Genomic DNA, 20,936 nt, shown 5'->3' on the forward strand with positions numbered 1-20,936 from the left:
GACGCCCCCTGCCCCGCCCGCAGGGCCGGGCTGAATCAGTCCTTGCGCGGCGTGAAGACGTCATCGCCCGAGCGCAGGCGGTCCTCCGGCGGCGGGCCGGCGCTGAAGGCGTCGAGCGCGCGGGCCGAGGTCACCGAATACAGCGTCTGCGTGCGCGCCAGCCGCGCGCCGCCATCCCGCGTGAGCGGCGTCCAGAAGATGGTGCCGGTGGTCGGCGTGGAGCGCGGCAGGATGGCATCGAACGGGAAGGACACGTAGAGGCCCTTGTCGAAGCTGCCCTCGCCGAACTGCGCGGCCGACACGTTGGTCTTGGTGGCATAGGCGCCGATGACGACGCCGTTGGCGAAGCGCCGGCTCACGTCCAGCGTCGCGCCCTTGTCGCCCGCCAGATACTGGCCCGCGCTCAGGCGCACGTTGACGCCGTTCCAGCCCGTGTCCCAATAGATGGAGGCATGGCCGGTGGTCACCTCGTAGTCGCGGAAGCTGAAGTTTTGCTCGAAGGCGCGCTGGCGCACCCGGTTCACATCGACGCCAAAGGCCCAGCGGCTGCGCAGCGGGCGATAGAGGTACTCGGCTCCCACGCCGCCGTACATCGGCTCCAGCAGGCCGCCGTAGATGCTGGCGAAATGGTTGCCGCCCAGCTGCTCGGCATGGGTGACCTGCAGGTTGCTCAGCGTGAAGCGCGAGGTGGTGACGAATTCACGGGCCAGTGTGCGCACGCGCGGCAGATTGCTGGGCGCCGTGTACTTGAACTTGTCGTAGTTGTCGATCAGGCGCAGGTTGGCCGAGGCATTCACCCAGGTGCTGCGCGTGAGGCGGTACTCGGCATCGCCCTTGATGCCGATCTGGTAGAGCACGAAGCTGTCCGGACCGCCCAGGGTCTGCCAGAAGCTCGGGCCCAGGCCGCCGGTGAAGCGGCCGTCGGCACTGCGCCAGAAGCCGGCATACGTCTTGGCGCCGGCCGGGGTGGGCGCAGCAGGCGCGGCGCTGGCCTGCCGCTGCGGCGGCTGCGCCGGGGGTGCGATGTCGGCAAGCGGGGCCGTCGGCACGTCGCCGCCGAGCGCCTGCCGCTGCGCAGGCGACTTCGCCTCGGTATGGAGCGCGACCCAGTCGGCGCGGTCGATGGTCTTGCTGCCCATGACCATGCCGTGCTCGACGAAGTCGATGACGAAGCGGTTCACGTCGGCCGCGGAATCGCGGTGCAGATAGGCGACCAAGCGGTCGAAATGCCCGGAGCGGTACAGGCCGGTGGCGCCGCTCACGCTCACGCGCAGCGTGTCACCCTCACGCACCGCCTCCGTCACGCGCCAGCCCGTGTCGCGGTTCATCTGCGAAGACAGATCGTTCCAGGACGCCTGGGCCGCGGGCCGCGCGGCCTGCACGGCGGGCGCCGGCGTATCGAACAGCTTGGGCGATTGCAGGCGGTTCAGCCCGCCGTGGAAGGTGATGCCGAAGCTCACCTTGTCGCCGCGCTCCACGCCCGCCGAGATGTCGATGTGCGGGGAATAGCGATAGACCACGCCGACGTTGATCGGCACGCGCTGCTTGAAGGTGGCGGCAAAGGGCTCGCGCTGGTAGTTGTTGCCGTCGTATTCGAGCTTGACGACCAGCGGCTGGTAGGGCGACTGCCACTGCACGCCGCCGAAGAGGCTGGTCGGCCCGCGGAAATAGCTGGTGGTGTTCGCCAGGCCGGTTTCGCCGGCCGCGGCGCCGGGGCGCGTGGAAAACTTGTCGCTGATGAACGAGAGCGGATTCTTCAGATTGCCTCGCGCGCCCAGATAGCCCCAGCCCAGGCCCAGGCTCCAGTCGAAGTTGCCGGTGCGCTTGTTGGCCACCACGTATTCGCCCGAGAAAAGCCCCGTGCCGCCCACATCGCGCGCACCCACCGCGATGCTGGGCAGGTAGCGCGATTCTTCCCAGAGGCGCAGCTTGACGTCGAGATTCTTGTCCTTGTAGGACTGGCTGGAGCTGGGAATGCCGTAGGGCCGACCACTGACGCTGATGTAGCGGAAGCCGAACTCGATCCAGTCCAGCGGCTGGAACATCACGGTGGCGCGCGTGTAGGGCGTGGTGCGGCTGATGCTCAGGCGCGCATCCCCGGCGGCTTCCATGCGCGCGGTAGGGGTCTGCAGCAAGCCGATCTCGCCCCAGTCGCTGGCCGTGAGCGGCAGAGCGCGCTGGCGCACGCCGCCGCCGTCGGGCAGGCTGTCCGCGACGGGCGGCACGGAATAGCCCTGGGTGTCGGGCGCCGCGCCCTGGGTCGCCAGCAGGCGGATCAGCGCATCGGACAGAGAGGCCGGGATGCGGCTCTGCCGCGCCGGCGCCCAGATCCAGGCGCCTGCGGCCGGAGGATCCTGCGCCTCGCCATTCCAGAGGCCTGTGCCGTAGCGGTAGGTGCGCCCATCCGGCTGGGCGATCCAGACCACGTCGCGATCGGCGGCATCGGTCACGCAGGCGCGCACATAGTCGAAGGCCATGACGCCGGCCTGCGCGGGCACGCGGCAGCGCTCCCCGTTCTCGAGCACCACCGTCACGGTGCGTGGACGCACGGGCAGTTCCAGAGAGTCGCCTGCCTGGCGCAGCACCGGGTCCTGGTCAGGATGGACCTCCAGCCAGCGCCCATCAGCCGATGCCAGCGTCGCTCGGCCGGTCACCGGTAGCTCTGCCAGCCAGTCGGCCAGGCGCGGCAGGCCATTTGCGGAGTCCAGCGGCAGGGCGCGCAGGCCGTCCACGACCTGGTTGCGCAAGGCCTGCTGCGCGGGCTTTTCCGCCGGCACCAGCCAGGCGGCGCCCCCGTCGTAGCGCTCCGCGGGCTGCCGCAGCAGCCAGGCGCTTGCGCGCTCGGGCGCCGTGGGGGCAGGGACGGGCTCGGTGGCCCAGGCATCCAGCCCCAGGCCCGCGAGGAGCGAAGCCGCCAGGGCGGAGAGGGGCCAGCGGCGCCGGCACGACAACGAACAGGTCAACGATGGGCGCACGAGGACATCCGGCTAGCTAAAGGGGAAGACGAAATCAGCGCGCGGCCGCAGCAGCGGGCGCTGGCGCGGCTGCTGCCATCGGCCGCAAGGCCAGGCACAGATCGACGGCCAGGCACTGCTGCGAATACACCACGCGCTCGGCGCCGTTCGACAGATCCACGGCAAACAGCGACGCCGGCAGCTGCGCGGCCGGCGGGCGTGTGACGGCCACCTCCTCGAACCACTGCACGGACGCCGGCACCTGCACCGACACCAGCGTTTTGCCGGGCGCGGCAATGGGACGGATGGTGACGGAGTCCTTCACGCCGGTCAGCGCGCCGGGCATGCTGTCACGCGCACGCTGATAGGAGCCCATCGATGGGCGCTCGAGCACGCTGCGCCAGGACGGCACGGCAGAGAAGCTCACGTCGCGCCATTCACGGGGCAGTCCGGCGGCACCGGCGAGCCGGCCATGGCGCAGCCGCAGCACCTCCTTGGAGGCGCTGTACCAGACTTCTTCGGGCGCGCCCTGGGGGTCGTCCTTCACGGGATCGAGGTAACCCAGCGCCATCAGGGCCGCGCCCCCCTGGGAGGTATCGACGCGCAGATAGCGCAGGCGCGGGTCCAGCTGTGCCTGGGCGAGCGGATCGCCGGGCAGCACGTAGCGGCTGACCATGCCCTGCAAGGTGGAAGAACTCGCGCTGCACCCCGCCAGCACTGCGGCAATCACGCAGGCCGACGGCACAAAAAACAAAACCCGGTAGAAACCGGGTTTTGACTGGGCGGCAGACAGCTGCACCAGCGGAAAGGGCTTAGCGGGTGGTGCCCGTGGTGCCCGTGGTGCCGGAATCGCTGGACGAACCGGCGACGGCAGCGATAGCAGCCACTGCGACCACGCCGACGGCGATGGTGCCGGCGGCCACGCCGCCCACAGCGCCCACGGTGGCAGCGGAGCTGCCGCCCGCGCCGGCACTGGCTGCCGAGGAGGACGAGGAAGAGGAAGAGGAGGACGTGGAAGCACCAGCTCCCGCAGCCTGAGCGTGCGACAGCGCGGGAGCAGCCACCAGTGCTGCGGCAGCGACGAAGTAACCGAGTTTCTTGAAGTTCATGAATTTCTCCCAATAAAAAAGGACGAGGCGTGCCAATCCTAACGCCAAGCCCTGATTTCGTGGTCTTTTTCCGGAACAACCAGACAAATGAGCCTCAGAAATCGCTTTTTTCCGACAAGGCTCTTTGTAATAACTTACAACAAAAGGGCGTTTACCCGCTTCACGTAAGCCGCGGGGTCTTCCGGCAGCCCGCCTTCGGCCAGCAGGGCCTGGTCGAAAAGGATGTGCGCCAGATCGTGGAAATGTACGCTGCCCTCGAGCTTCTTGACCAGGGCATGCTCCGGGTTCACCTCCAGCACCGGCTTGGTGTCGGGCGCCTGCTGGCCGGCCTGCTTGAGGAGGCGCGCCAGCTGGGTGCTCATGCCGTCCTCGGTGGTGACCAGGCAGGCGGGTGAATCGACCAGGCGGGTGGTGACGCGCACGTCCTGCGCCTTGTCCTTCAGCGCTTCCTTGAGTTGGGCCAGCACGGGCTTGAAGCTTTCGGCGGCTTCCTCGGCGGCCTTCTTCTCGGCCTCGTCCTGCAGCTTGCCCAGGTCCACAGCCCCCTTGGCCACGGACTGCAGCGGCGTGCCGTCGAAGTCGTGCAGGTAGTTCAGGGCCCACTCATCCACGCGGTCGGCCATCAGCAGCACTTCGATGCCCTTCTTCTTGAAGACTTCGAGCTGCGGGCTGTTCTTCGCGGCGGCCAGCGTGTCGGCGGTGATGTAGTAGATGGCCTCCTGGCCTTCCTTCATGCGGGCCTTGTAGTCGGCCAGCGACACGGTGGCACCCTCGGTCGTGGTGGACGGGAAGCGCAGCAGCTTGGCGATGCGCTCGCGGTTGGCGAAATCCTCGCCCAGGCCTTCCTTGAGCACCGCGCCGAACTCGGCGTAGAACTGGCTGTACTTGCCTTCCTTGGCCTTGTCTTCCTCGCTCACCACGTCGGTCACGCCGTCGGCGCCCTCGCCGGCGTCATGGCGGTCATGCTTGGCCAGATCTTCCAGCATGGCCAGCACGCGCTTGGTGGAGCCCTCGCGGATGGCGCGCACATCGCGGCTTTCCTGCAGCAGCTCGCGGCTCACGTTGAGCGGCAGGTCGCTGGAGTCGATCACGCCCTTGACGAACCGGAGATAGGTGGGCATCAGGGCCTCGGCGTCGTCCATGATGAAGACGCGCTTGACGTAGAGCTTCACGCCGGCCTTCTTGTCGCGGTTCCACAGGTCGAACGGCGCCTTGGCGGGGATGTACAGCAGCTGCGTGTATTCGGTATTGCCCTCGACCCGGTTGTGGCTCCAGGTAAGCGGGTTCTCGTGGTCGTGGCTGATGGCCTTGTAGAAGTCCTGGTACTGCTCGGCCGTCACGTCCTTCTTGGGGCGGGTCCAGAGCGCGCTGGCCTTGTTCACGGCCTCCCACTCGCCGGTCTTGACCATCTCGCCGGGCTGATCGTTCTCGCCATCCTTCCACTCTTCCTTTTCCATCAGGATGGGCAGGCTGATGTGGTCGGAATACTTGCCGATGATCGATTTGAGCTTCCAGGCGTTCAGGAACTCTTCGGCGTCATCGCGCAGGTGCAGGATGATGCTGGTGCCGCGCTGGGCACGGTTGATGGTCTCGACCTCGAAGTCGCCCGTACCGCCGCTGATCCAGCGCACGCCCTCTTCCGGCTTCAGGCCCGCGCGGCGCGATTCGACGGTGATGCGGTCGGCCACGATGAAGCCCGAATAAAAGCCCACGCCGAACTGGCCGATCAGCTGGCCCTGCTCGCTGGCGGTTTGCTTCTGGTCGCCGGAAAGGCGGCTCATGAAGTCCTTGGTGCCGCTCTTGGCGATGGTGCCCAGGTGGTCGATGGCCTCCTGCTGGCTCATGCCGATGCCGTTGTCGGTGATGGTCAGGGTCTTGGCGGCCTTGTCGAAGGACACGCGCACTTCGAGGTTGGGCGCGTCTTCATAGAGGGCGCTGTCGTTGAGCGCCTCGAACCGCAGCTTGTCGCACGCATCGGAGGCGTTCGAGATGAGCTCGCGCAGGAAGATTTCCTGGTTGGAGTACAACGAATGGGTGACCAGGTGCAGCAGTTGCGCCACTTCGGCCTGAAAGGAATGGGTTTGCTTGCTCATGGTTGGAACGATCTGACGAAAAAAACAGGTTCAGATAAACACGACGCCGGGGCAGATAGGGCCGGGGCAGGAATTATCAAGAGGTTCGAGGCGGCTGGGCAGGCGAAACCTGCGGCGCCGCGCAGCAGACCGGAGCGCCGCGGGTCAGAAACGCTCGTGGGGACCCAGATAGCGCCACTGGCCCACCGGCAGGTTGCCCAGCACCACACGGCCGATGCGGATGCGCTTGAGACCCACCACCTTCAACCCCACCAGCTCGCACATGCGGCGGATCTGGCGCTTTTTGCCCTCGGTCAGCACGAAGCGGAGCTGCTCGGGGTTCTGCCAATCCACCTTGGCAGGCTTGAGCGCCTGCCCGTCCAGCGACAGGCCATGACACAGGCGCGCCAGCTGCTCGCGCGGGAACACCGACTGCACGTCGGTGGCCACGTCGCCGTACTGCACGCGAACGAGGTATTCCTTGTCCACCTCGGAGTTCTCGCCGATGAGCTGGCGCGCCACGCGGCCGTCCTGCGTGAGCACCAGCAGGCCGACCGAGTCAATGTCCAGCCGGCCGCAGGGGGCGAGCCCCCGCAGCTGGGGCGGCGAAAAGCGCATGCCGCTCGGGTCCTCGCGCCAGTGGGTGCGCGGGTTGATGAGCGCCACGGCCGGCGTGTGGCCGTCTTCGGCCTGGCCGCTCACGTAGCCCATGGGCTTGTGCATGAGGATGGTGACCTTCTGCTCCTGAAAGCCCTGCGCCACGCGCTCGACCTCGATGCGGTCGCCCGGGCGCACCTGCAGCCCCATGGGCGCGACCTCGCCGTTCACCTTGACCCATCCCTGGGCGATCCAGTCGTCGGCCTCACGCCGCGAGCACAGACCCAGCTCGGCCATGCGCTTGTTGAGCCGCTGGGTGTCACCAGGCCGCGCTGCCGCCGCAGGCGCAGCCGGGGCGCGCACCGTGGCCGGCGGGCGGGCGGACGGAGCCTGCGGACCGGACCGCGGCGGCACACGCGGCACGGCACCGCTGCCGGGGGCGGCGAAGCCGCCGCGCCCGAGCCCGCCCGAGGCGCCGGTTCGCGGAGCAGGGGTGGCCCCCCGGCGCACGGGCGCCGACGCAGGCGGGGCGGCGGCCGGCCGGCACAGCGTGGAACGGGCGGGCGCGCTCTGCGGCCCGGGGGGGGAAGATGCAGGACCGCTGCTGGAGGCGGGCCGGTCGGTGCCGGCAGGCGGAGAAGACGGAGTGCGGCGGGGCGGCGTATCGGACATGCCGCTATTGTGTCGCCCCGGACGGTGCAGGCGCCGCCTCCTGCGCACGGGCGCGCTCCATCCAGGCCAGGAAAGCATCCTCCGGCAAGGGCCGGCTGATGAAGTAGCCCTGCGCCTCGTCGCAGTGCAGCGCCTGCAGGTGCTGCAGCACCTCTTCGGTCTCCACGCCTTCGGCAACCACCGTCAGGCCCAGGTTATGCGCCAGGTCGATGGTCGAGCGCACGATCTGCGCGTCGCCATCGGCCGAGGCCATGTCCATGACGAACGACTTGTCGATCTTGAGTTCGTGCACCGGCAGGCGGCGCAGGTAGCCCAGGGATGAATAGCCCGTGCCGAAGTCGTCGATGGACAGGCGAAAGCCCATATCCGCCAGCCGCTGCAGCATGGCAGCGGCGCGCGCGGGGTCGTCCATGATCGCGCTTTCGGTGATCTCCAGCCCGAACGACCGGGCAGAGAGCCCTTGCCGCCGCAGCACCTCGCCCAGTTTGTTGTGCAGCTCCGGGTCCAGCAGGTCGTGGGCGGAGAGATTGACCGACACGCGCAGCCCCGAGCCCTGCAGCGCGGGCCCGGACAACAGGCGGGCCACCTCGCCGAACACCCAGAGCGTGAGCTGCCGCACGAAGCCGGTCTGTTCCGCGAAGGGGATGAACAGCATCGGCGGCACCAGGCCGCGCTCGGGGTGCTGCCAGCGCAGCAGCGCCTCGGCGGACACCGCCGGCGAACCCCTCAGGCCCACCTTGGGCTGCAGATGGACCCGCAGCTCGCCCTGGTCCACCGCGCGCCGCAGGTCGGTCAGCATCGACAGGCTCTGCGGACTCGACGAGTCCATGGACGTGTCGTACTGCCTGATGCCACCCAGATGCTGCTTGGCTGCGTACATCGCGATCTCGGCATGGTTGAGCAGGGTGTCGGCATCCTTGGCCGGCCCCGGGCAGCATGCGATGCCGATGCCGGCGCTGATGTCCAGCGTCTGGTCGCCCAGCGCCAGCGGTGTCTCGAAGGCGCGCTGCACCCGCTGCGCGACGGCGGCGGCCTCTTCGGCGCTGGCGCCCGGCAGCAGGATGCCGAACGCATTGCCGCCAACGCGGGCCACCACATCCGCCTCGGTGCGGAACTGCCCGGCGATTCGCTCGGCCACGGAGCGCAGCAGGTGGTCGCCGACCGCATAGCCCAGCACGTCGTTGACGTGCCGGAAACGGTGCAGGTCCAGCGACAGCACGGCCAGGCGCGCGTCAGGCCCCTCGTTCTCCAGCGCCTGCACCACGAGGCGGCGGAAATGTTCTCGATTGGGCAAGCCCGTGACCCGATCGGTGTGGGCCAGCCGGTGGATCTCGGCCTGCTGACCGGCAATGTCCACGCGCATGTGGTCGAAAGCGCGCGCCAGGTTACCGATCTCGTCGCGGCGCTCCATGTGCTCCATGGGAACGGCATAGTTGCCGCTGGACAGCCGCTGGGTGCCCGCGATCAGCGAGCGCAGCGGAATGGTGAGGCGGTGCGCCATCCAGGCATTGGCCGCAGCGAACAGCAGCAGGCCCGCCAGCGTGATCGCGCCCAGGAGCACCTGCAGCCGGCGGTAGGGGGCAACGACCTCGTCCACCGAGCGCAGGATCACGGCCTCCACCTGTCCTCCGACGCTGTCCATGGGAACCACGCGGGCCAGCAGCACGCCCTGCGCAGTGTGCAGCTCGCGCACGGCACCTGTCCGGCGCAGCTCGTCCGTCGCATCGGCCGGCAGGGTACTGACCGGCACCGACAGGCTGCCGTCGGCGAGCCTGACCACCAGCGCGATGTCCACCGAGCGCAGCCGCTGAAGCTCTTCAAGCTGCGCTTGGCTGATCGGAAAGCCCATCAGCACCCAGCCGATGGTGAGCGGCGCCCGCATGGGCACCATCACGAACTGATAGGGCACCCCCTCCACCACCACGATGCGGCCGATGTCCGAGGTGGCGCCGACCTGGCTCACCGCCTGCAGCAGCGCCGCCGAATGGTCGCCGCTGACGTCCTTGGTGCTCGAGGCCACCAGCACCCGACCCAGGTCCAGCATCGCCGTCACAGTGGCGCCGATGCGGCGCCCATGGTTGTCGAGCACCGACTGCATCGTCTCCACGTCGCCCGACAGCACAGCAGAGCGGAAACCATAGTCGGACGCCAGCAGGGTCGCGCCCTGTGTCAGGCGGTCGGCATTGTGCTCAAGCACGCGCGGCCAGGCACGCTCGTCGCCGTAGAGCGCGGCATCGATCTGGGCATGCGCGTTGCGGTCGATGGTCGCGCGCACCACCGCGAAGCCGGCCAGCTGCACGATCAGCAGCAGCAGCAGGGACAGGCCCACCAGTCGGAAGATAAGGCTGCGCGGCAGCGCCAAGCGCTTCACGGTTTCACCGCTCCCAGACGCACCACGACGGGCGCTCCGCCGGGCTCGGAAACCGTCAGGGCCTGGGCATGGGCGCCCACCCCAACCGGCAAGGTCTCGTGCCACACGCGCAACTGGTAGCTGCCGGCAGGCACGTTGTCCAGGCGCAGGCTGCCGTCGGGCGCTGTGCCCTGGACGTAATAGGGCGTCTCCATCACCAGCACCCAGCCCACCATCTGATCGTGGATGTTGCAGCCCAGCACCACCACGCCCGGCTGATCGAACAGCACCGGATTGGCCGGAACGCCCGCATAGAGCTTGAGCTCGAACTTCTTGGCCGGCGAGAAGGAGTACACGTGGTGCCGCACGGTGTCGTGGTTGGGGAAGCGCACCGCCGTGCCCGCGGGCACCACCAGCACGTCCGGGTTGAAGCGCAGCTTCTGCTGGACGATCTCCGCCCCCGCCAAAGGCCGCACCAGGCGCTTGGCCTCGGGCGACTCCAGAAACGCCACTGCACCAGGCAAGGGCTTTCCAGCCCCATCCTGCACGATGACCTGCACGGTGGCGGCGCATGCCTGCACGGACAGCCCCAGAGACAGGGCGACCATCGAAATCTGGCCGACAAGCCGGCCGACGCCGCTCACGGAACGCATGCAAAACCCTTACGTGTTACACAAACAGCCATGATAGAACCGCCAGCTCACGTAGCGAGCGGCTCGGCCAAGCATTATGAATGCTACTGAATTGATAGCTAAAAATTACGCCACGGCTTGGCACGGTTGATACTCTAAATGGTTATGGTCAGACACGTGCTGCCAGCTGTCATTGTCAGGGGCTGCCCGAGGGCTCTCTTTTTTTGTAACAGAAGAGTGAAAATCAAGGCATCTATCTTGCTGCGGCCCATGGCAGCAATTCCCCGAACGTCATACAACATGTCCCAATCGAACCGCCTTCGGTCCCTTTCCATCGCCACGCGCCTCTGGCTGGGGTTCGGCTGCATGCTGGTGCTCGTACTTGCCATCGCGCTGGTGGGGCTGTGGGCGCAGTCCTCCATCCAGACGCAGATGCAGTACATCACCGCCACCAGTGCAGCCAAGACGCGTTTGGTCAACAGTCTGCTGGACAGCGTGAGCGCGATGGGCCTGCACAGCCGCTCCGCAGCCATGCTCTCGGAGATGGACCCCCAGCGCGCCAACGAGCAGATCGCAGCCACCAGCAAGGCCCTGGACAACTACACGCGTGACGAAACCCGGCTGAAGGCGCTGCTGGACGAGGCGGGAAGCACCCCGCAAGAGCAGCAGATGTTCGCCGAAACGCAGGCCCTGGCTCGCAAGGTGACGCCGGAAGTGATCGCCTCGGGCAAGGCCATCGCAGATGGCGACACCGTCACCGCCACGCTGGGCCTGATGACACGCGTGGCACCGCTGGAATCCGCATGGCGCACGCAACTGGGCAAGATGGAACAACTGCAGCAGACGCTGAACGCCACGGCCGTGGAAACCGCCAGCGCCACCCAGCAACGCGCGCGCCTCACCAGCGCGCTGCTGGTGGTGGTCGCCCTGGCGCTGGGCTGCTTGATCGCCTGGCGAGCCACGCGCAGCATCACGCAGCCCATCGGCCGCGCCGTGGTGGTGGCCGAGCGCATCGCCCGGGGCGACCTGACCTCGCAGGTCGAAGTCCGCATCCACGACGAGACCGGCCGGCTGCTGCTCGCCATCGCCGCCATGCAAGACCGCTTGCGCGCGCTGGTGGGCGAGATCAGCACCACGGCCGGATCCATCCTCGGGGCCAGCGGCGAGGTCGCCTCCGGCAACCTGGACCTGAGCCAGCGCACGGAACACACCTCGCGCAGCCTGCAACAGGCCGCATCCGCCCTGGGCGAGGTCACGCACACCGTGACGCAAAGCGCCGAAGCCTCGCACCAGGCGCATCAGATGACCACTGCCGCCTCCGAAGCGGCCACGCGCGGCGGCGAAGTGGTGGCGCAGGTAGTCCACACCATGGACACCATCAGCGCCAGTTCGCGCAAGATCGGGGACATCATCTCGGTGATTGACGGCATCGCCTTCCAGACCAACATCCTCGCGCTCAATGCCGCCGTGGAAGCAGCCCGCGCAGGCGAACAGGGCCGGGGCTTTGCGGTGGTGGCCAGCGAAGTCCGGGCGCTGGCCGGCCGTTCTGCCGATGCCGCGCGCCAGATCAAGGAACTGATCCTCGCCAGCGGCCAGCAGGTGGACCAGGGCAGCACCCTCGTCGGCCACGCGGGCCAGACCATCCGCGAGCTGGTGGATTCGGTGCGCCGCGTCTCGGACATCATGGGCGAGATCACCGCCACAGCCCAGTCGCAGAGCCAGAGCGTGATGCAGGTGAGCCAGGCGATGGGCGAACTCGACGGCATGACGCAGCAGAACGCGGCCCTGGTCGAGCAAAGCTCGGCCGCCGCCACCAGCCTGAAGGAGCAGGCAGACCGGCTGATGCATGCGGTCGGCCAGTTCCGCCTCTCACGCGACCCGGACCAGGGCGGCAGCGGCAGCGGCAACAGCGACGCCCGCCTGCCTCTCGCTCCTTCAACGCGCCCCCAGGTCCAGCCCGCAATGCGGCTGCAACCGGCCGCACCACGCCGGCCTCAGCTCAGCAACCACTGAGCGTCAGCGCAGCCGCCGTGCGCGCCCGGCGGCTGCGGCGGGCGCGCGTGCCGGTCCCGGTGGCGGCAGCCTCCGCAGCGGCAGCGAAGTCCCCGCTGCGCAGCGCCGCCAGATCAAGCACCCGCAGCCCGCCGTATTCCACGCGGATCGCCCCTTGCGCCTCCAGCGCCGCCAGGGCCTCGTTCACGCGTTGGCGCGATAGCCCCACCAAGTAGGCAAGCTCCTGCTGGGTGATGCGCAGCACCGCACCCACGCCGGGATAGAGCACGGGATTGAAGAGCGCCGCCAGGCTGCGCGCCACGCGCAGGTCAGGGTTGGTCATGCGGTCGATCTCGCGGGCGGCGATGAACTGACCGAGCCGCTCGTTGAGCTGCCCCATCACGAACCGGTTGAAGCCGATGGAATGATCGAGCAGCCAATGGAAGGTCTCCAGCGGCAGGCCCGCCACCACGCTGCGGCGCAATGCGCGCACGTGGTAGCGATAGGGCTCGCGCTTGACCACCGTGCCCTCGCCAAACCAGCCGCCTGGCGGCATTCCTGCAAAGGTCATGGTCTGGCCCTGCTCGTTGTCGGTGCTCATCTTCAGGAGCCCCTCCACCACGCCGAACCAGTACGTGACGGGCCGCCCGACCCGGCACACGTAGTCGCCCCCCAGCGCATCGCCCACGCAGAGCGCGCGCACCGCCCGCTCCCGCTCCAGTGGCAGCAGCGCGTCCAGCCACGGAATGCCGGCGAGTTCCTGCGCCGTAGGCGCGCGGCGGCGCTGATGCAAGGAGAGATCCTGGTTCATCCGCCCGAGCATGGAACAGGATGTGGCCCGGGCGGATGGGGGAATACCACGATGGCCCGGTGCGGCGGCCCGAATGCTACGAATTCAATAGCGCAAAGCCGTGGATGGGAAAAGGCCGCAAGCCAATACCACTCTCAGAAAGCAGCTATCTGGAGGGCACGGCGTAGCGATAGCCCTGGAAGCCCCAGACCGTACGGCCCGGCTCCACGCGCTCCAGCGTGAGGCCCGGCGCGGCGGCATCGCCCTCGTGCAGCACCTGGCCGTTGACGATGGCCATGCGGTAGGCCGGGTTGGACGAATAGGTCACCCCGGCGATCTGCAGCGTGGGCAATTGCTCGCGCACCGAAGCCGGCAGATCGCCCGGCGCGAAGACGGTGCCAGCGGTCGCGCCAGGCCGGGCCGGCGCCGGTGTGGCGGGCCGGGCCAGTGCCGCTTCGGGGGCCACCGATTGCCGGGCGGCCGCCGGCGGCGGTGCAGAAGGCGACGGCACCGTACGGCTTTCAGCAGGCCGGGGAGCAACGGGTGGCCTGACGGGCGCCGGAGCGGGTGCCGGCGCAGGCGGCGGGGGCGGAGGCAGCACCGCTGCCGCCCCGGCGGCCGGAGCACGGGCATCGGAGGCGGCGCGCGCGGCCGGACCCGCCGACCTCTGCCACCACCACATGCCGCCTGCAGCCAGCGCCGCTGCGGCGACGGCTGCCAGCGCGGCCACCGCCACGGCCTGGGCGCGGCCGGGCGTGGCGCCATCCGCCTGGCCCGGCGCAGGAGTGCCCGGGGTGTGCAGGCCGGGCACGGCGCCGCGCCCGCGTTCGGCTTCGGCGCGCCGCAGCGCATCAAGGATGTAGGACATGGTGTTTCAGTTTCCGGTGCTGAGGCGCGGTTCGCTCACGCCGGCGGCGCGGTTGAGTTGCATGAGGGTGAGCGGCCCGGCGCTGCCATCGGGCGTGAGGCCTTGGGCTACCTGGAAGCGGCGGATGCGCGCGCGGCGTTCCTGCTCCGAACCGCCTTCGCGCCCGGCTGCGGCGTCGGGCGGCAGATGCTGGTCGATCCAGTCGCGGCCTGCAGGCAGGATGGCCACATCCCGCCCGGTTGCCACACCCTCGGGCGCGCGCCAGAGGGTGACCATATCGCCCCGCCAGACCTGCGCGAGCTCGGCCACCGGCACGCGCACGGTGCTGCCTGCCGCGCCTTCGAGCGTGGCGAACTTGCCGTCCAGCTGGCGCAGCACGGCCGCGACGGGCGCCGCGCCGCCGGCGGGGTGCAGGGTCAGCAGCGCAGGCCGGTCGAGCTGGCGCAGCAGGCTCAGGCTGGCGCGGGGTACGGCGTAGCAGGCCAGGCGGGCCGCAGCCAGCCAGGCCGGGCAGTCATCGCCGTGCGCGGCGGCCGCGCCAGCAGGGGGGGCGGCGCCCCAGGCGCGGGCCAGGTCGGACCATGCCGTGCCCTCGCCCGCCGGCTGCGCTGCCAGAAACGCCGTCAGCCCACGCACCGCAGAGCCCGCGGCCGATGCAGCGGAAGCCGGTGCCGAGGCGCCGGCCAGGGCCGTCCCCGCCGTCGCAGACGGTGCCGCAGGAGCGGCCGAAGCAGCGGGCCCCTGCGCCTGCCAGGCCCAGACACCCGCAGCCACCACGGCCGCGCCGGCCAGCGCGCCCAAGGAGCCCACCACGGCGGCAGGCCAGCGGCGCGCCCGATGGTCGGCTGGCCCCGGCGCGGCGCCGAACACCTCGCGCGCGGCACGGCGCACGATGGCATCCGTCACCACGCGCACGCCGGCCGCATAGGCGCCCAGCAGCGCGCGGTCGCACAGCAAATTGATGCGGCGGGGCACCCCGCGCGCCAGCCGGTGCACGCGCTGCAGGGCGCGCCGATCGAAGGGCTGCGGCCCGGCCAGGCCCGCCACACCCATGCGGTGGGAGATGTACTGGGCGGTTTCCTGCTCGCTGAGCGCGTCGAGGTGGAAGCGCGCGATCACGCGCTGCGCCAGCTGTTCCAGCTCGGGGCTGGCGACCATGCCGCGCAGCTCGGGCTGGCCGATCAGGATGATCTGCAGCAGCTTGCGCTCGCTGGTCTCCAGATTGGTCAACAGGCGCAGCTGCTCCAGCACGTCGGGCGCGAGGTTCTGCGCCTCGTCGATGATGAGCACGTTGTTGCGTCCGGCCGCGTGCTGCGCCAGCAGGAAGGCGTTGAGCGGGTCCAGGCAGTCCTTGACGGTCTCCGCGCCCGGCACGGCCGGGGCGTGGGCCACGCCGAACTCGTCGCAGATCGAGCGCAGCAACTCGGTGGCCGTGAGCTTGGGATTGAAGATGTAGGCGACATTGCAGTGCGCCGGGATCTGCTCCAGGAAGCACCGGCACACAGTGGTCTTGCCGGTGCCGATCTCGCCGGTGAGCAGCACGAAGCCCCCGCCTGCGTCCAGGCCGTAGAGCAGGTGGGCGAGCGCCTCGCGGTGGCGGTCGCTCATGAAGAGGTAGTGGGGGTCCGGCGCGATGGAGAACGGCGCGTGCTCGAGGCCGAAGAACGGGGCGTACATGGGGCGCGAGGATACCGCTGCCGCATGGCGGATCACCTCCTCAAAGCCCCTCGCTTGCTGCGCTGCAGCGCAGGGTTAGACCCGTCAGGTGTTTCCCGCAAATTGTCGTCGTGAAGACAGGTTGGCGTCAAAGTGATTCCTACCATGGGCTCAACGCAGGGCAGGAAGTCTGCGGACTGCCCCTGCCCCGCACTGCGGCGCCCCCAGCCTTGCGGCCCGGCACGCCCCCACCCCACCCATAGGAGCCGGAATGACGACCACGTTCCCCCACCTGCTGCTGCGCCATGCCGCCGAGCGCCCCGACGCGCCGGCGCTGCGCGAGAAGGAATACGGCATCTGGCAGACCCGGACCTGGCGCGAGGCCGCGAGCACGGTGCGGCACATGGCCTGTGGCCTGCGGGCGCTGGGCTTCGAGCGGGGGCAGAACCTGGCGTTCGTGAGCGACAACCGGCCGCACGTCTATCTGGGCTTCGTCGCCGTGCAGAGCGTGGGCGGCGTGCCGATCCCGCTCTACCAGGACGCAGTGGCCGCCGAGATGGTGTTCGTCATGCAGGACGCGGACGTGACCGTCGCCTTCGCCGAGAACCAGGAGCAGGTGGACAAGCTGCTCGAAGTGCGCGAATCGGTGCCCGGCATCGCCCACATCATCTACGACGACCCGCGCGGCCTGCGTCATTACGACCAGCCGGGTCTCATCAGTACGGCCGAGCTGCTGGCGCTGGGCGCCGCGTGGGACCGCGAGCACCCCGGCGCCTGGGAGGCCCTGGCCGCGCAGGTGGCGCCCGACGACGTGTCGGTGATCCTCTACACCTCGGGCACCACCGGCCAGCCCAAGGGCGTGTGCCAGACGCACGCGAGCTTCATCGCCTCGGCGCGCGGCGGCGTGGAGGTGGACGGCCTCTCGCCCGCCGACAACGTGATCTCGTACCTGCCGCCGGCCTGGGTGGGCGACCACCTCTTTTCCACCGCGCAGTGGCTGGTGGCGGGCTTCACCATCAACTGCCCCGAATCAGCGGCCACGGTCCAGATCGACCTGCGCGAGATCGGCCCCACCTACTACTTCGCGCCGCCGCGCGTGTTCGAGGGCATGCTGACCTCGGTCTCCATCCGCATGGAGGATGCCTCGGCCGCCAAGCGCTGGCTGTTCGAGCGCTGCATGGCGCTGGCGCGCCGCGTGGGCGCCGACCTGCTCGACGGCAGGCCTGTGGGCGGCTGGGACCGTTTCTGCTACGCGCTCGCCGACGCGGCCATCTACGGCCCGCTGCGCAACGTGATGGGCCTGTCGCGCATCCGCGTGGCCTACACGGCAGGCGCGGCCATCGGGCCCGATCTGTTCCGTTTCTTCCGCTCCATCGGCGTGAACCTCAAGCAGCTCTACGGCCAGACCGAGACCTGCGCCTACGTCTGCATCCAGCGCAACGGGCAGGTGCAGCTGAACACCGTGGGCGCAGCGGCGCCGGGCATCGAGCTGAAGATCGCCGACAACGGCGAAGTGCTGGTCAAGGGCGTGTCGGTGCTCAAGGAGTACTACAAGCGCCCCGACGCCACGGCCGAGGTGATCGACGCAGCCGGCTGGTTCCGCACCGGCGATGCGGGCGTGATTGATGCCGCCGGCCAGCTGCGCATCATCGACCGCGCCAAGGACGTGGGCCGGCTGGCCGGCGGCGCCATGTTCGCGCCCAACTACATCGAGAACAAGCTCAAGTTCTTCCCGTACGTCAAGGAAGCCGTCTGCTTCGGCCACGGGCGAGATCAGGTCTGCGCCTTCGTCAACATCGACTTCGAGGCCGTGGGTAACTGGGCCGAGCGCCAGGGCCTGCCCTACGGCGGCTACGTCGATCTGGCCGCCAAGCCGCAGGTGATCGCGCTCATCGGCGACTGCATCGCCCAGGTGAATGCCGACCTCGCCGCCGAGCCCGGCATGGAGGACACGCAGGTGGCGCGTTTCCTCGTGCTGCACAAAGAACTGGACCCCGACGACGACGAGCTGACCCGCACCCGCAAGGTGCGCCGCAAGTTCGTGGCCGAGAAATACGGCGTGCTGGTCGATGCGCTCTACGCCGGCAGCACCGAGCAGTTCATCGAAACGCAGGTGAAGTTCGAGGACGGCCGCAAGGGCAGCGTCAGCGCCACGCTGCAGCTGGCCGACGCCCGAACCTATCCCGCCGCCGCGCAGCGCGCCGCCTGACGCGATCCCCTCTCAAGCACCGCAACGACGGCCCCATGACCACACCCAAGAAGATCGGCGACGTCATCCTCGACGTGCGCAACATCAGCCTGCGGTTCGGCGGAGTGAAGGCGCTGACCGACATCTCGTTCGACGTGCGCGAGCACGAGATCCGCGCCATCATCGGCCCCAACGGCGCGGGCAAGAGCTCCATGCTCAACTGCATCAACGGCGTCTATGCGCCGCAGGAAGGCTCCATCACCTTCCGCGGCCAGACCTTCTCGCACATGAACAGCCGGCAAGTGGCCGAGATGGGCGTGGCGCGCACCTTCCAGAACCTGGCGCTCTTCAAGGGCATGAGCGTGATCGACAACATCATGTCGGGCCGCAACCTGAAGATCAAAAGCAACCTGCTACTGCAGGCGCTGCGATGGGGGCCGGCCGAGCGCGAGGAGATCCGCCACCGGGAATTCGTCGAACACATCATCGACTTCCTGGAGATCCAGGCCTGGCGCAAGACCCCCGTGGGCCAGCTGCCCTACGGCCTGCAAAAGCGCGTGGATCTGGGCCGGGCCCTGGCCATGGAGCCGCAGGTGCTGCTGCTGGACGAGCCGATGGCGGGCATGAACGTCGAGGAAAAGCAGGACATGTGCCGCTTCGTGCTCGACGTGAACGACGAGTTCGGCACCACCATCGTGCTCATCGAGCACGACATGGGCGTGGTGATGGACATCTCCGACCGCGTGGTCGTGCTGGACTACGGCAAGAAGATCGGCGACGGCACGCCGGACGAAGTGCGCAGAAACGAAGACGTGATCAGCGCCTATCTCGGCACATCGCACTGAGGACCACCATGGCATTCTTTCTGGAAACCCTCATCGGCGGGCTCATGGCCGGCATGCTGTATTCGCTGGTGGCGCTGGGCTTCGTGCTGATCTACAAAGCCTCGGGCGTCTTCAACTTCGCGCAGGGGGCGATGGTGCTGTTCGCCGCGCTCGCGATGGCGCGGCTCTCGGAATGGATTCCGAAGTGGACCGGCATCGAGAGCGTCCTTTTCGCCGGCGTAGTGGCCTTCATCCTGGCGGGCGCGCTCATGTTCATCGTGGCCTGGTGCATCGAACGTCTGGTGCTGCGCCATCTGGTGAACCAGGAAGGCGCTACCCTGCTCATGGCGACGCTGGGCATCACCTACTTCCTGGAAGGCCTGGGCCAGACGATTTTCGGCAGCGACATCTACAAGATCGACATCGGCATGCCCAAGGAGCCGATCTTCGCGTTCGATTCGATCTTCGAAGGCGGCGTACTCATCAACAAGGAAGACGTGATCGCCGCCGCCATCGCCGCCGGCCTGGTGATCCTGCTGAGCGTCTTCTTCCAGAAGACCTCCACCGGCCGCGCGCTGCGCGCCGTGGCGGACGACCACCAGGCGGCGCAGTCCATCGGCATTCCGCTCAACCGCATCTGGGTGATCGTGTGGTGCGTGGCGGGCGTGGTGGCGCTGGTGGCCGGAATGATCTGGGGCAGCAAGCTGGGCGTGCAGTTCTCGCTCACCACGGTGGCGCTGCGCGCACTGCCGGTGGTGATCCTGGGCGGACTCACCTCGGTGCCGGGCGCCATCCTGGGCGGGCTGATCATTGGCGTGGGCGAGAAGCTCTCCGAGGTGTACCTGGGTCCGTTCGTGGGCGGGGGCATCGAGATCTGGTTCGCGTATGTGCTGGCGCTGGTCTTCCTCCTCTTCAGGCCCCAGGGCTTGTTCGGAGAGAAGATCATTGACCGCGTGTAACCCATAACGACCAGAACACAGGAGACACGCCATGATCTACCGCGAAAACGGCCAGTTCAAGACGAGCTACCGCGCCGACCAGCAGATCTTTCCCATCGCGCAGGACCGCATCGCCATCGCGGTGCTGCTGGCGGTGGCCTTCGTCGCCGTGCCGATGCTGGCAAGCGACTATTTCTTCCGCGCCATCCTGATCCCGCTGGTCATCATGTCGATGGCGGCGCTGGGGGTGAACATCCTCGTGGGCTACTGCGGGCAGATCTCGCTGGGCTCCGGCGCCTTCATGGCCGTGGGCGCCTACGGGGCCTACAACTTCTTCGTGCGGCTGCCGGGCCTGCCGCTCATTCCCGCCATCGTGCTGGGCGGGCTGTGCGCCACGTTCTTCGGCATCCTCTTCGGGCTGCCGAGCCTGCGCGTGAAGGGGCTGTACCTTGCAGTGGCGACGCTGGCAGCGCAGTTCTTCAGCGACTGGATGTTCCTGCGCATCAAGTGGTTCACCAACCATTCCGACTCGGGCTCGGTGTCGGTCAACGGACTGCAGGTGCTCGGCATGCCCATCGAGAGCGCGCAGTCCAAGTACCTCTTCTGCCTGGCCCTGCTCGTGGTGGTGGCGCTGCTGGCCAAGAACCTGGTGCGCGGCGCGGTGGGCCGCGAGTGGATGGCCATCCGCGACATGGACGTGGCCGCCGCAGTGATCGGCATCCGCCCCATGTACGCCAAGCTCAGCGCCTTCGCCGTCAGCTCGTTCATCGTCGGCATGGCCGGCGCGCTGTGGGCCTTCGTGCACCTGGGTGCGTGGGAGCCTGCTGCGTTCTCGGTCGAGGTGTCCTTCCGGCTGCTGTTCATGGTGATCATCGGCGGACTGGGCTCGATCATGGGCGGCTTCTTCGGTGCGGCGTTCATCGTGGTGCTGCCCATCGTGCTCAACCAGTTCCTGCCGGCACTGCTCGGCCTGTTCGGCATCGGCATCTCCACGGCCGGCGTGTCGCATGCCGAGCTGATGATCTTCGGCGCGCTCATCGTGTGGTTCCTCATCGTCGAGCCGCACGGCCTGGCCAAGCTGTGGTCCACGGCCAAGCAGAAGCTGCGCCTCTGGCCCTTCCCGCACTGACATGACACACCACCCTGAGTCGCTTCGCGAATCCCCTTCTCTCGCTACGCGGGAAGGGGGACGACGCCCTCGCTGCGGGGCGGCCCTTGCTCGGCGTCCCACCGATGTACCGCGCCCGCTGGACTGAAAGGCTTGCCCATTCCCCCCGTGCTTCAGACCATTCAA

At 68.5% G+C, this 20,936-nt stretch carries 15 protein-coding genes; 5 read left to right on the plus strand and 10 right to left on the minus strand.

Annotated features, from left to right (window positions below; genetic code table 11):
- Positions 1-35: 35 nt before the first annotated feature.
- The 7 genes from AC3A84_RS16705 to AC3A84_RS16735 all read right to left on the minus strand — a co-directional run bounded on the left by AC3A84_RS16705 (position 36) and on the right by AC3A84_RS16735 (position 10,407).
- Complete coding sequence (locus AC3A84_RS16705; RefSeq protein WP_487971158.1) at positions 36-2,975, minus strand: YjbH domain-containing protein; 2,940 nt, start codon at positions 2,973-2,975, stop codon at positions 36-38.
- Positions 2,976-3,009: 34 nt separating this feature from the next.
- On the minus strand, positions 3,010-3,684 hold the full coding sequence (locus tag AC3A84_RS16710; RefSeq protein ID WP_487971159.1) for a YjbF family lipoprotein: 675 nt from the start codon (positions 3,682-3,684) through the stop codon (positions 3,010-3,012).
- An 82-nt stretch (positions 3,685-3,766) separates the two neighbouring features.
- Positions 3,767-4,063 carry a hypothetical protein gene (locus AC3A84_RS16715; protein ID WP_487971160.1) on the minus strand — a complete coding sequence of 99 codons (297 nt, stop codon included), beginning with the start codon at positions 4,061-4,063 and terminating at the stop codon, positions 3,767-3,769.
- A 134-nt stretch (positions 4,064-4,197) separates the two neighbouring features.
- Positions 4,198-6,156, minus strand: coding sequence for a molecular chaperone HtpG (gene htpG, locus AC3A84_RS16720; RefSeq protein WP_487971161.1), 1,959 nt, complete (start codon positions 6,154-6,156; stop codon positions 4,198-4,200).
- Positions 6,157-6,300: 144 nt separating this feature from the next.
- On the minus strand, positions 6,301-7,029 hold the full coding sequence (locus AC3A84_RS16725) for a pseudouridine synthase (protein ID WP_487971270.1): 729 nt from the start codon (positions 7,027-7,029) through the stop codon (positions 6,301-6,303).
- Positions 7,030-7,408: 379 nt separating this feature from the next.
- The gene (locus AC3A84_RS16730) at positions 7,409-9,775 is read right to left on the minus strand and encodes a putative bifunctional diguanylate cyclase/phosphodiesterase (RefSeq protein WP_487971162.1); all 2,367 of its coding nucleotides are present in this window, start codon (positions 9,773-9,775) and stop codon (positions 7,409-7,411) included.
- Positions 9,772-10,407 carry a methylamine utilization protein gene (locus AC3A84_RS16735; RefSeq protein ID WP_487971163.1) on the minus strand — a complete coding sequence of 212 codons (636 nt, stop codon included), beginning with the start codon at positions 10,405-10,407 and terminating at the stop codon, positions 9,772-9,774. Before AC3A84_RS16735 ends, AC3A84_RS16730 begins: the two co-directional genes overlap by 4 nt.
- A gap of 279 nt (positions 10,408-10,686) precedes the next feature.
- Here AC3A84_RS16735 and AC3A84_RS16740 point away from each other — a divergent pair, with 279 nt between their 5' ends.
- Complete coding sequence (locus AC3A84_RS16740) at positions 10,687-12,399, plus strand: methyl-accepting chemotaxis protein (RefSeq protein ID WP_487971164.1); 1,713 nt, start codon at positions 10,687-10,689, stop codon at positions 12,397-12,399.
- On the opposite strand, the gene AC3A84_RS16745 is transcribed toward AC3A84_RS16740, so the two are convergent.
- The 3 genes from AC3A84_RS16745 to AC3A84_RS16755 form a co-directional block, all read right to left on the minus strand.
- Positions 12,386-13,189, minus strand: a complete 804-nt coding sequence (locus tag AC3A84_RS16745; RefSeq protein WP_487971165.1) for a Crp/Fnr family transcriptional regulator — start codon at positions 13,187-13,189, stop codon at positions 12,386-12,388. The genes AC3A84_RS16740 and AC3A84_RS16745 overlap by 14 nt on opposite strands.
- A gap of 145 nt (positions 13,190-13,334) precedes the next feature.
- A complete protein-coding gene (locus AC3A84_RS16750; protein ID WP_487971166.1) occupies positions 13,335-14,036 on the minus strand; it encodes a general secretion pathway protein GspB in 702 nt (233 codons plus the stop codon).
- 6 nt (positions 14,037-14,042) lie between these two features.
- Positions 14,043-15,713: an ExeA family protein gene (locus tag AC3A84_RS16755; protein WP_487971167.1), complete on the minus strand. Its 1,671-nt coding sequence runs from the start codon at positions 15,711-15,713 to the stop codon at positions 14,043-14,045.
- A gap of 250 nt (positions 15,714-15,963) precedes the next feature.
- Here AC3A84_RS16755 and AC3A84_RS16760 point away from each other — a divergent pair, with 250 nt between their 5' ends.
- Genes AC3A84_RS16760 through AC3A84_RS16775 form a run of 4 tightly spaced genes read left to right on the plus strand, consistent with a single transcriptional unit; the run spans position 15,964 to position 20,771 of the window.
- Entirely contained in the window at positions 15,964-17,901 is a 1,938-nt protein-coding gene (locus AC3A84_RS16760) for an AMP-dependent synthetase/ligase (RefSeq protein ID WP_487971168.1), read from the plus strand.
- A gap of 35 nt (positions 17,902-17,936) precedes the next feature.
- Positions 17,937-18,725, plus strand: a complete 789-nt coding sequence (locus tag AC3A84_RS16765) for an ABC transporter ATP-binding protein (RefSeq protein ID WP_487971169.1) — start codon at positions 17,937-17,939, stop codon at positions 18,723-18,725.
- Positions 18,726-18,733: 8 nt separating this feature from the next.
- Positions 18,734-19,663 (plus strand): branched-chain amino acid ABC transporter permease, encoded by a 930-nt coding sequence (locus AC3A84_RS16770; RefSeq protein WP_487971170.1) that lies wholly within the window; start codon positions 18,734-18,736, stop codon positions 19,661-19,663.
- Between the two features lie 31 nt (positions 19,664-19,694).
- Positions 19,695-20,771, plus strand: a complete 1,077-nt coding sequence (locus tag AC3A84_RS16775) for a branched-chain amino acid ABC transporter permease (protein WP_487971171.1) — start codon at positions 19,695-19,697, stop codon at positions 20,769-20,771.
- Positions 20,772-20,936: the final 165 nt, after the last annotated feature.

It is taken from the genome of Paracidovorax sp. (assembly GCF_057642795.1).

What these genes read in the sequence shown, in the direction of transcription:
- AC3A84_RS16715 (WP_487971160.1), bottom strand. Translation starts at nt 4,063, where the DNA reads ATGAACTTCAAGAAACTCGGTTACTTCGTCGCTGCCGCAGCACTGGTG.
- htpG (WP_487971161.1), bottom strand. Translation starts at nt 6,156, where the DNA reads ATGAGCAAGCAAACCCATTCCTTTCAGGCCGAAGTGGCGCAACTGCTG.
- AC3A84_RS16725 (WP_487971270.1), bottom strand. Translation starts at nt 7,029, where the DNA reads ATGGCCGAGCTGGGTCTGTGCTCGCGGCGTGAGGCCGACGACTGGATC.
- AC3A84_RS16735 (WP_487971163.1), bottom strand. Translation starts at nt 10,407, where the DNA reads ATGCGTTCCGTGAGCGGCGTCGGCCGGCTTGTCGGCCAGATTTCGATG.
- AC3A84_RS16740 (WP_487971164.1), top strand. Translation starts at nt 10,687, where the DNA reads ATGTCCCAATCGAACCGCCTTCGGTCCCTTTCCATCGCCACGCGCCTC.
- AC3A84_RS16745 (WP_487971165.1), bottom strand. Translation starts at nt 13,189, where the DNA reads ATGAACCAGGATCTCTCCTTGCATCAGCGCCGCCGCGCGCCTACGGCG.
- AC3A84_RS16750 (WP_487971166.1), bottom strand. Translation starts at nt 14,036, where the DNA reads ATGTCCTACATCCTTGATGCGCTGCGGCGCGCCGAAGCCGAACGCGGG.
- AC3A84_RS16755 (WP_487971167.1), bottom strand. Translation starts at nt 15,713, where the DNA reads ATGTACGCCCCGTTCTTCGGCCTCGAGCACGCGCCGTTCTCCATCGCG.
- AC3A84_RS16760 (WP_487971168.1), top strand. Translation starts at nt 15,964, where the DNA reads ATGACGACCACGTTCCCCCACCTGCTGCTGCGCCATGCCGCCGAGCGC.
- AC3A84_RS16765 (WP_487971169.1), top strand. Translation starts at nt 17,937, where the DNA reads ATGACCACACCCAAGAAGATCGGCGACGTCATCCTCGACGTGCGCAAC.
- AC3A84_RS16770 (WP_487971170.1), top strand. Translation starts at nt 18,734, where the DNA reads ATGGCATTCTTTCTGGAAACCCTCATCGGCGGGCTCATGGCCGGCATG.
- AC3A84_RS16775 (WP_487971171.1), top strand. Translation starts at nt 19,695, where the DNA reads ATGATCTACCGCGAAAACGGCCAGTTCAAGACGAGCTACCGCGCCGAC.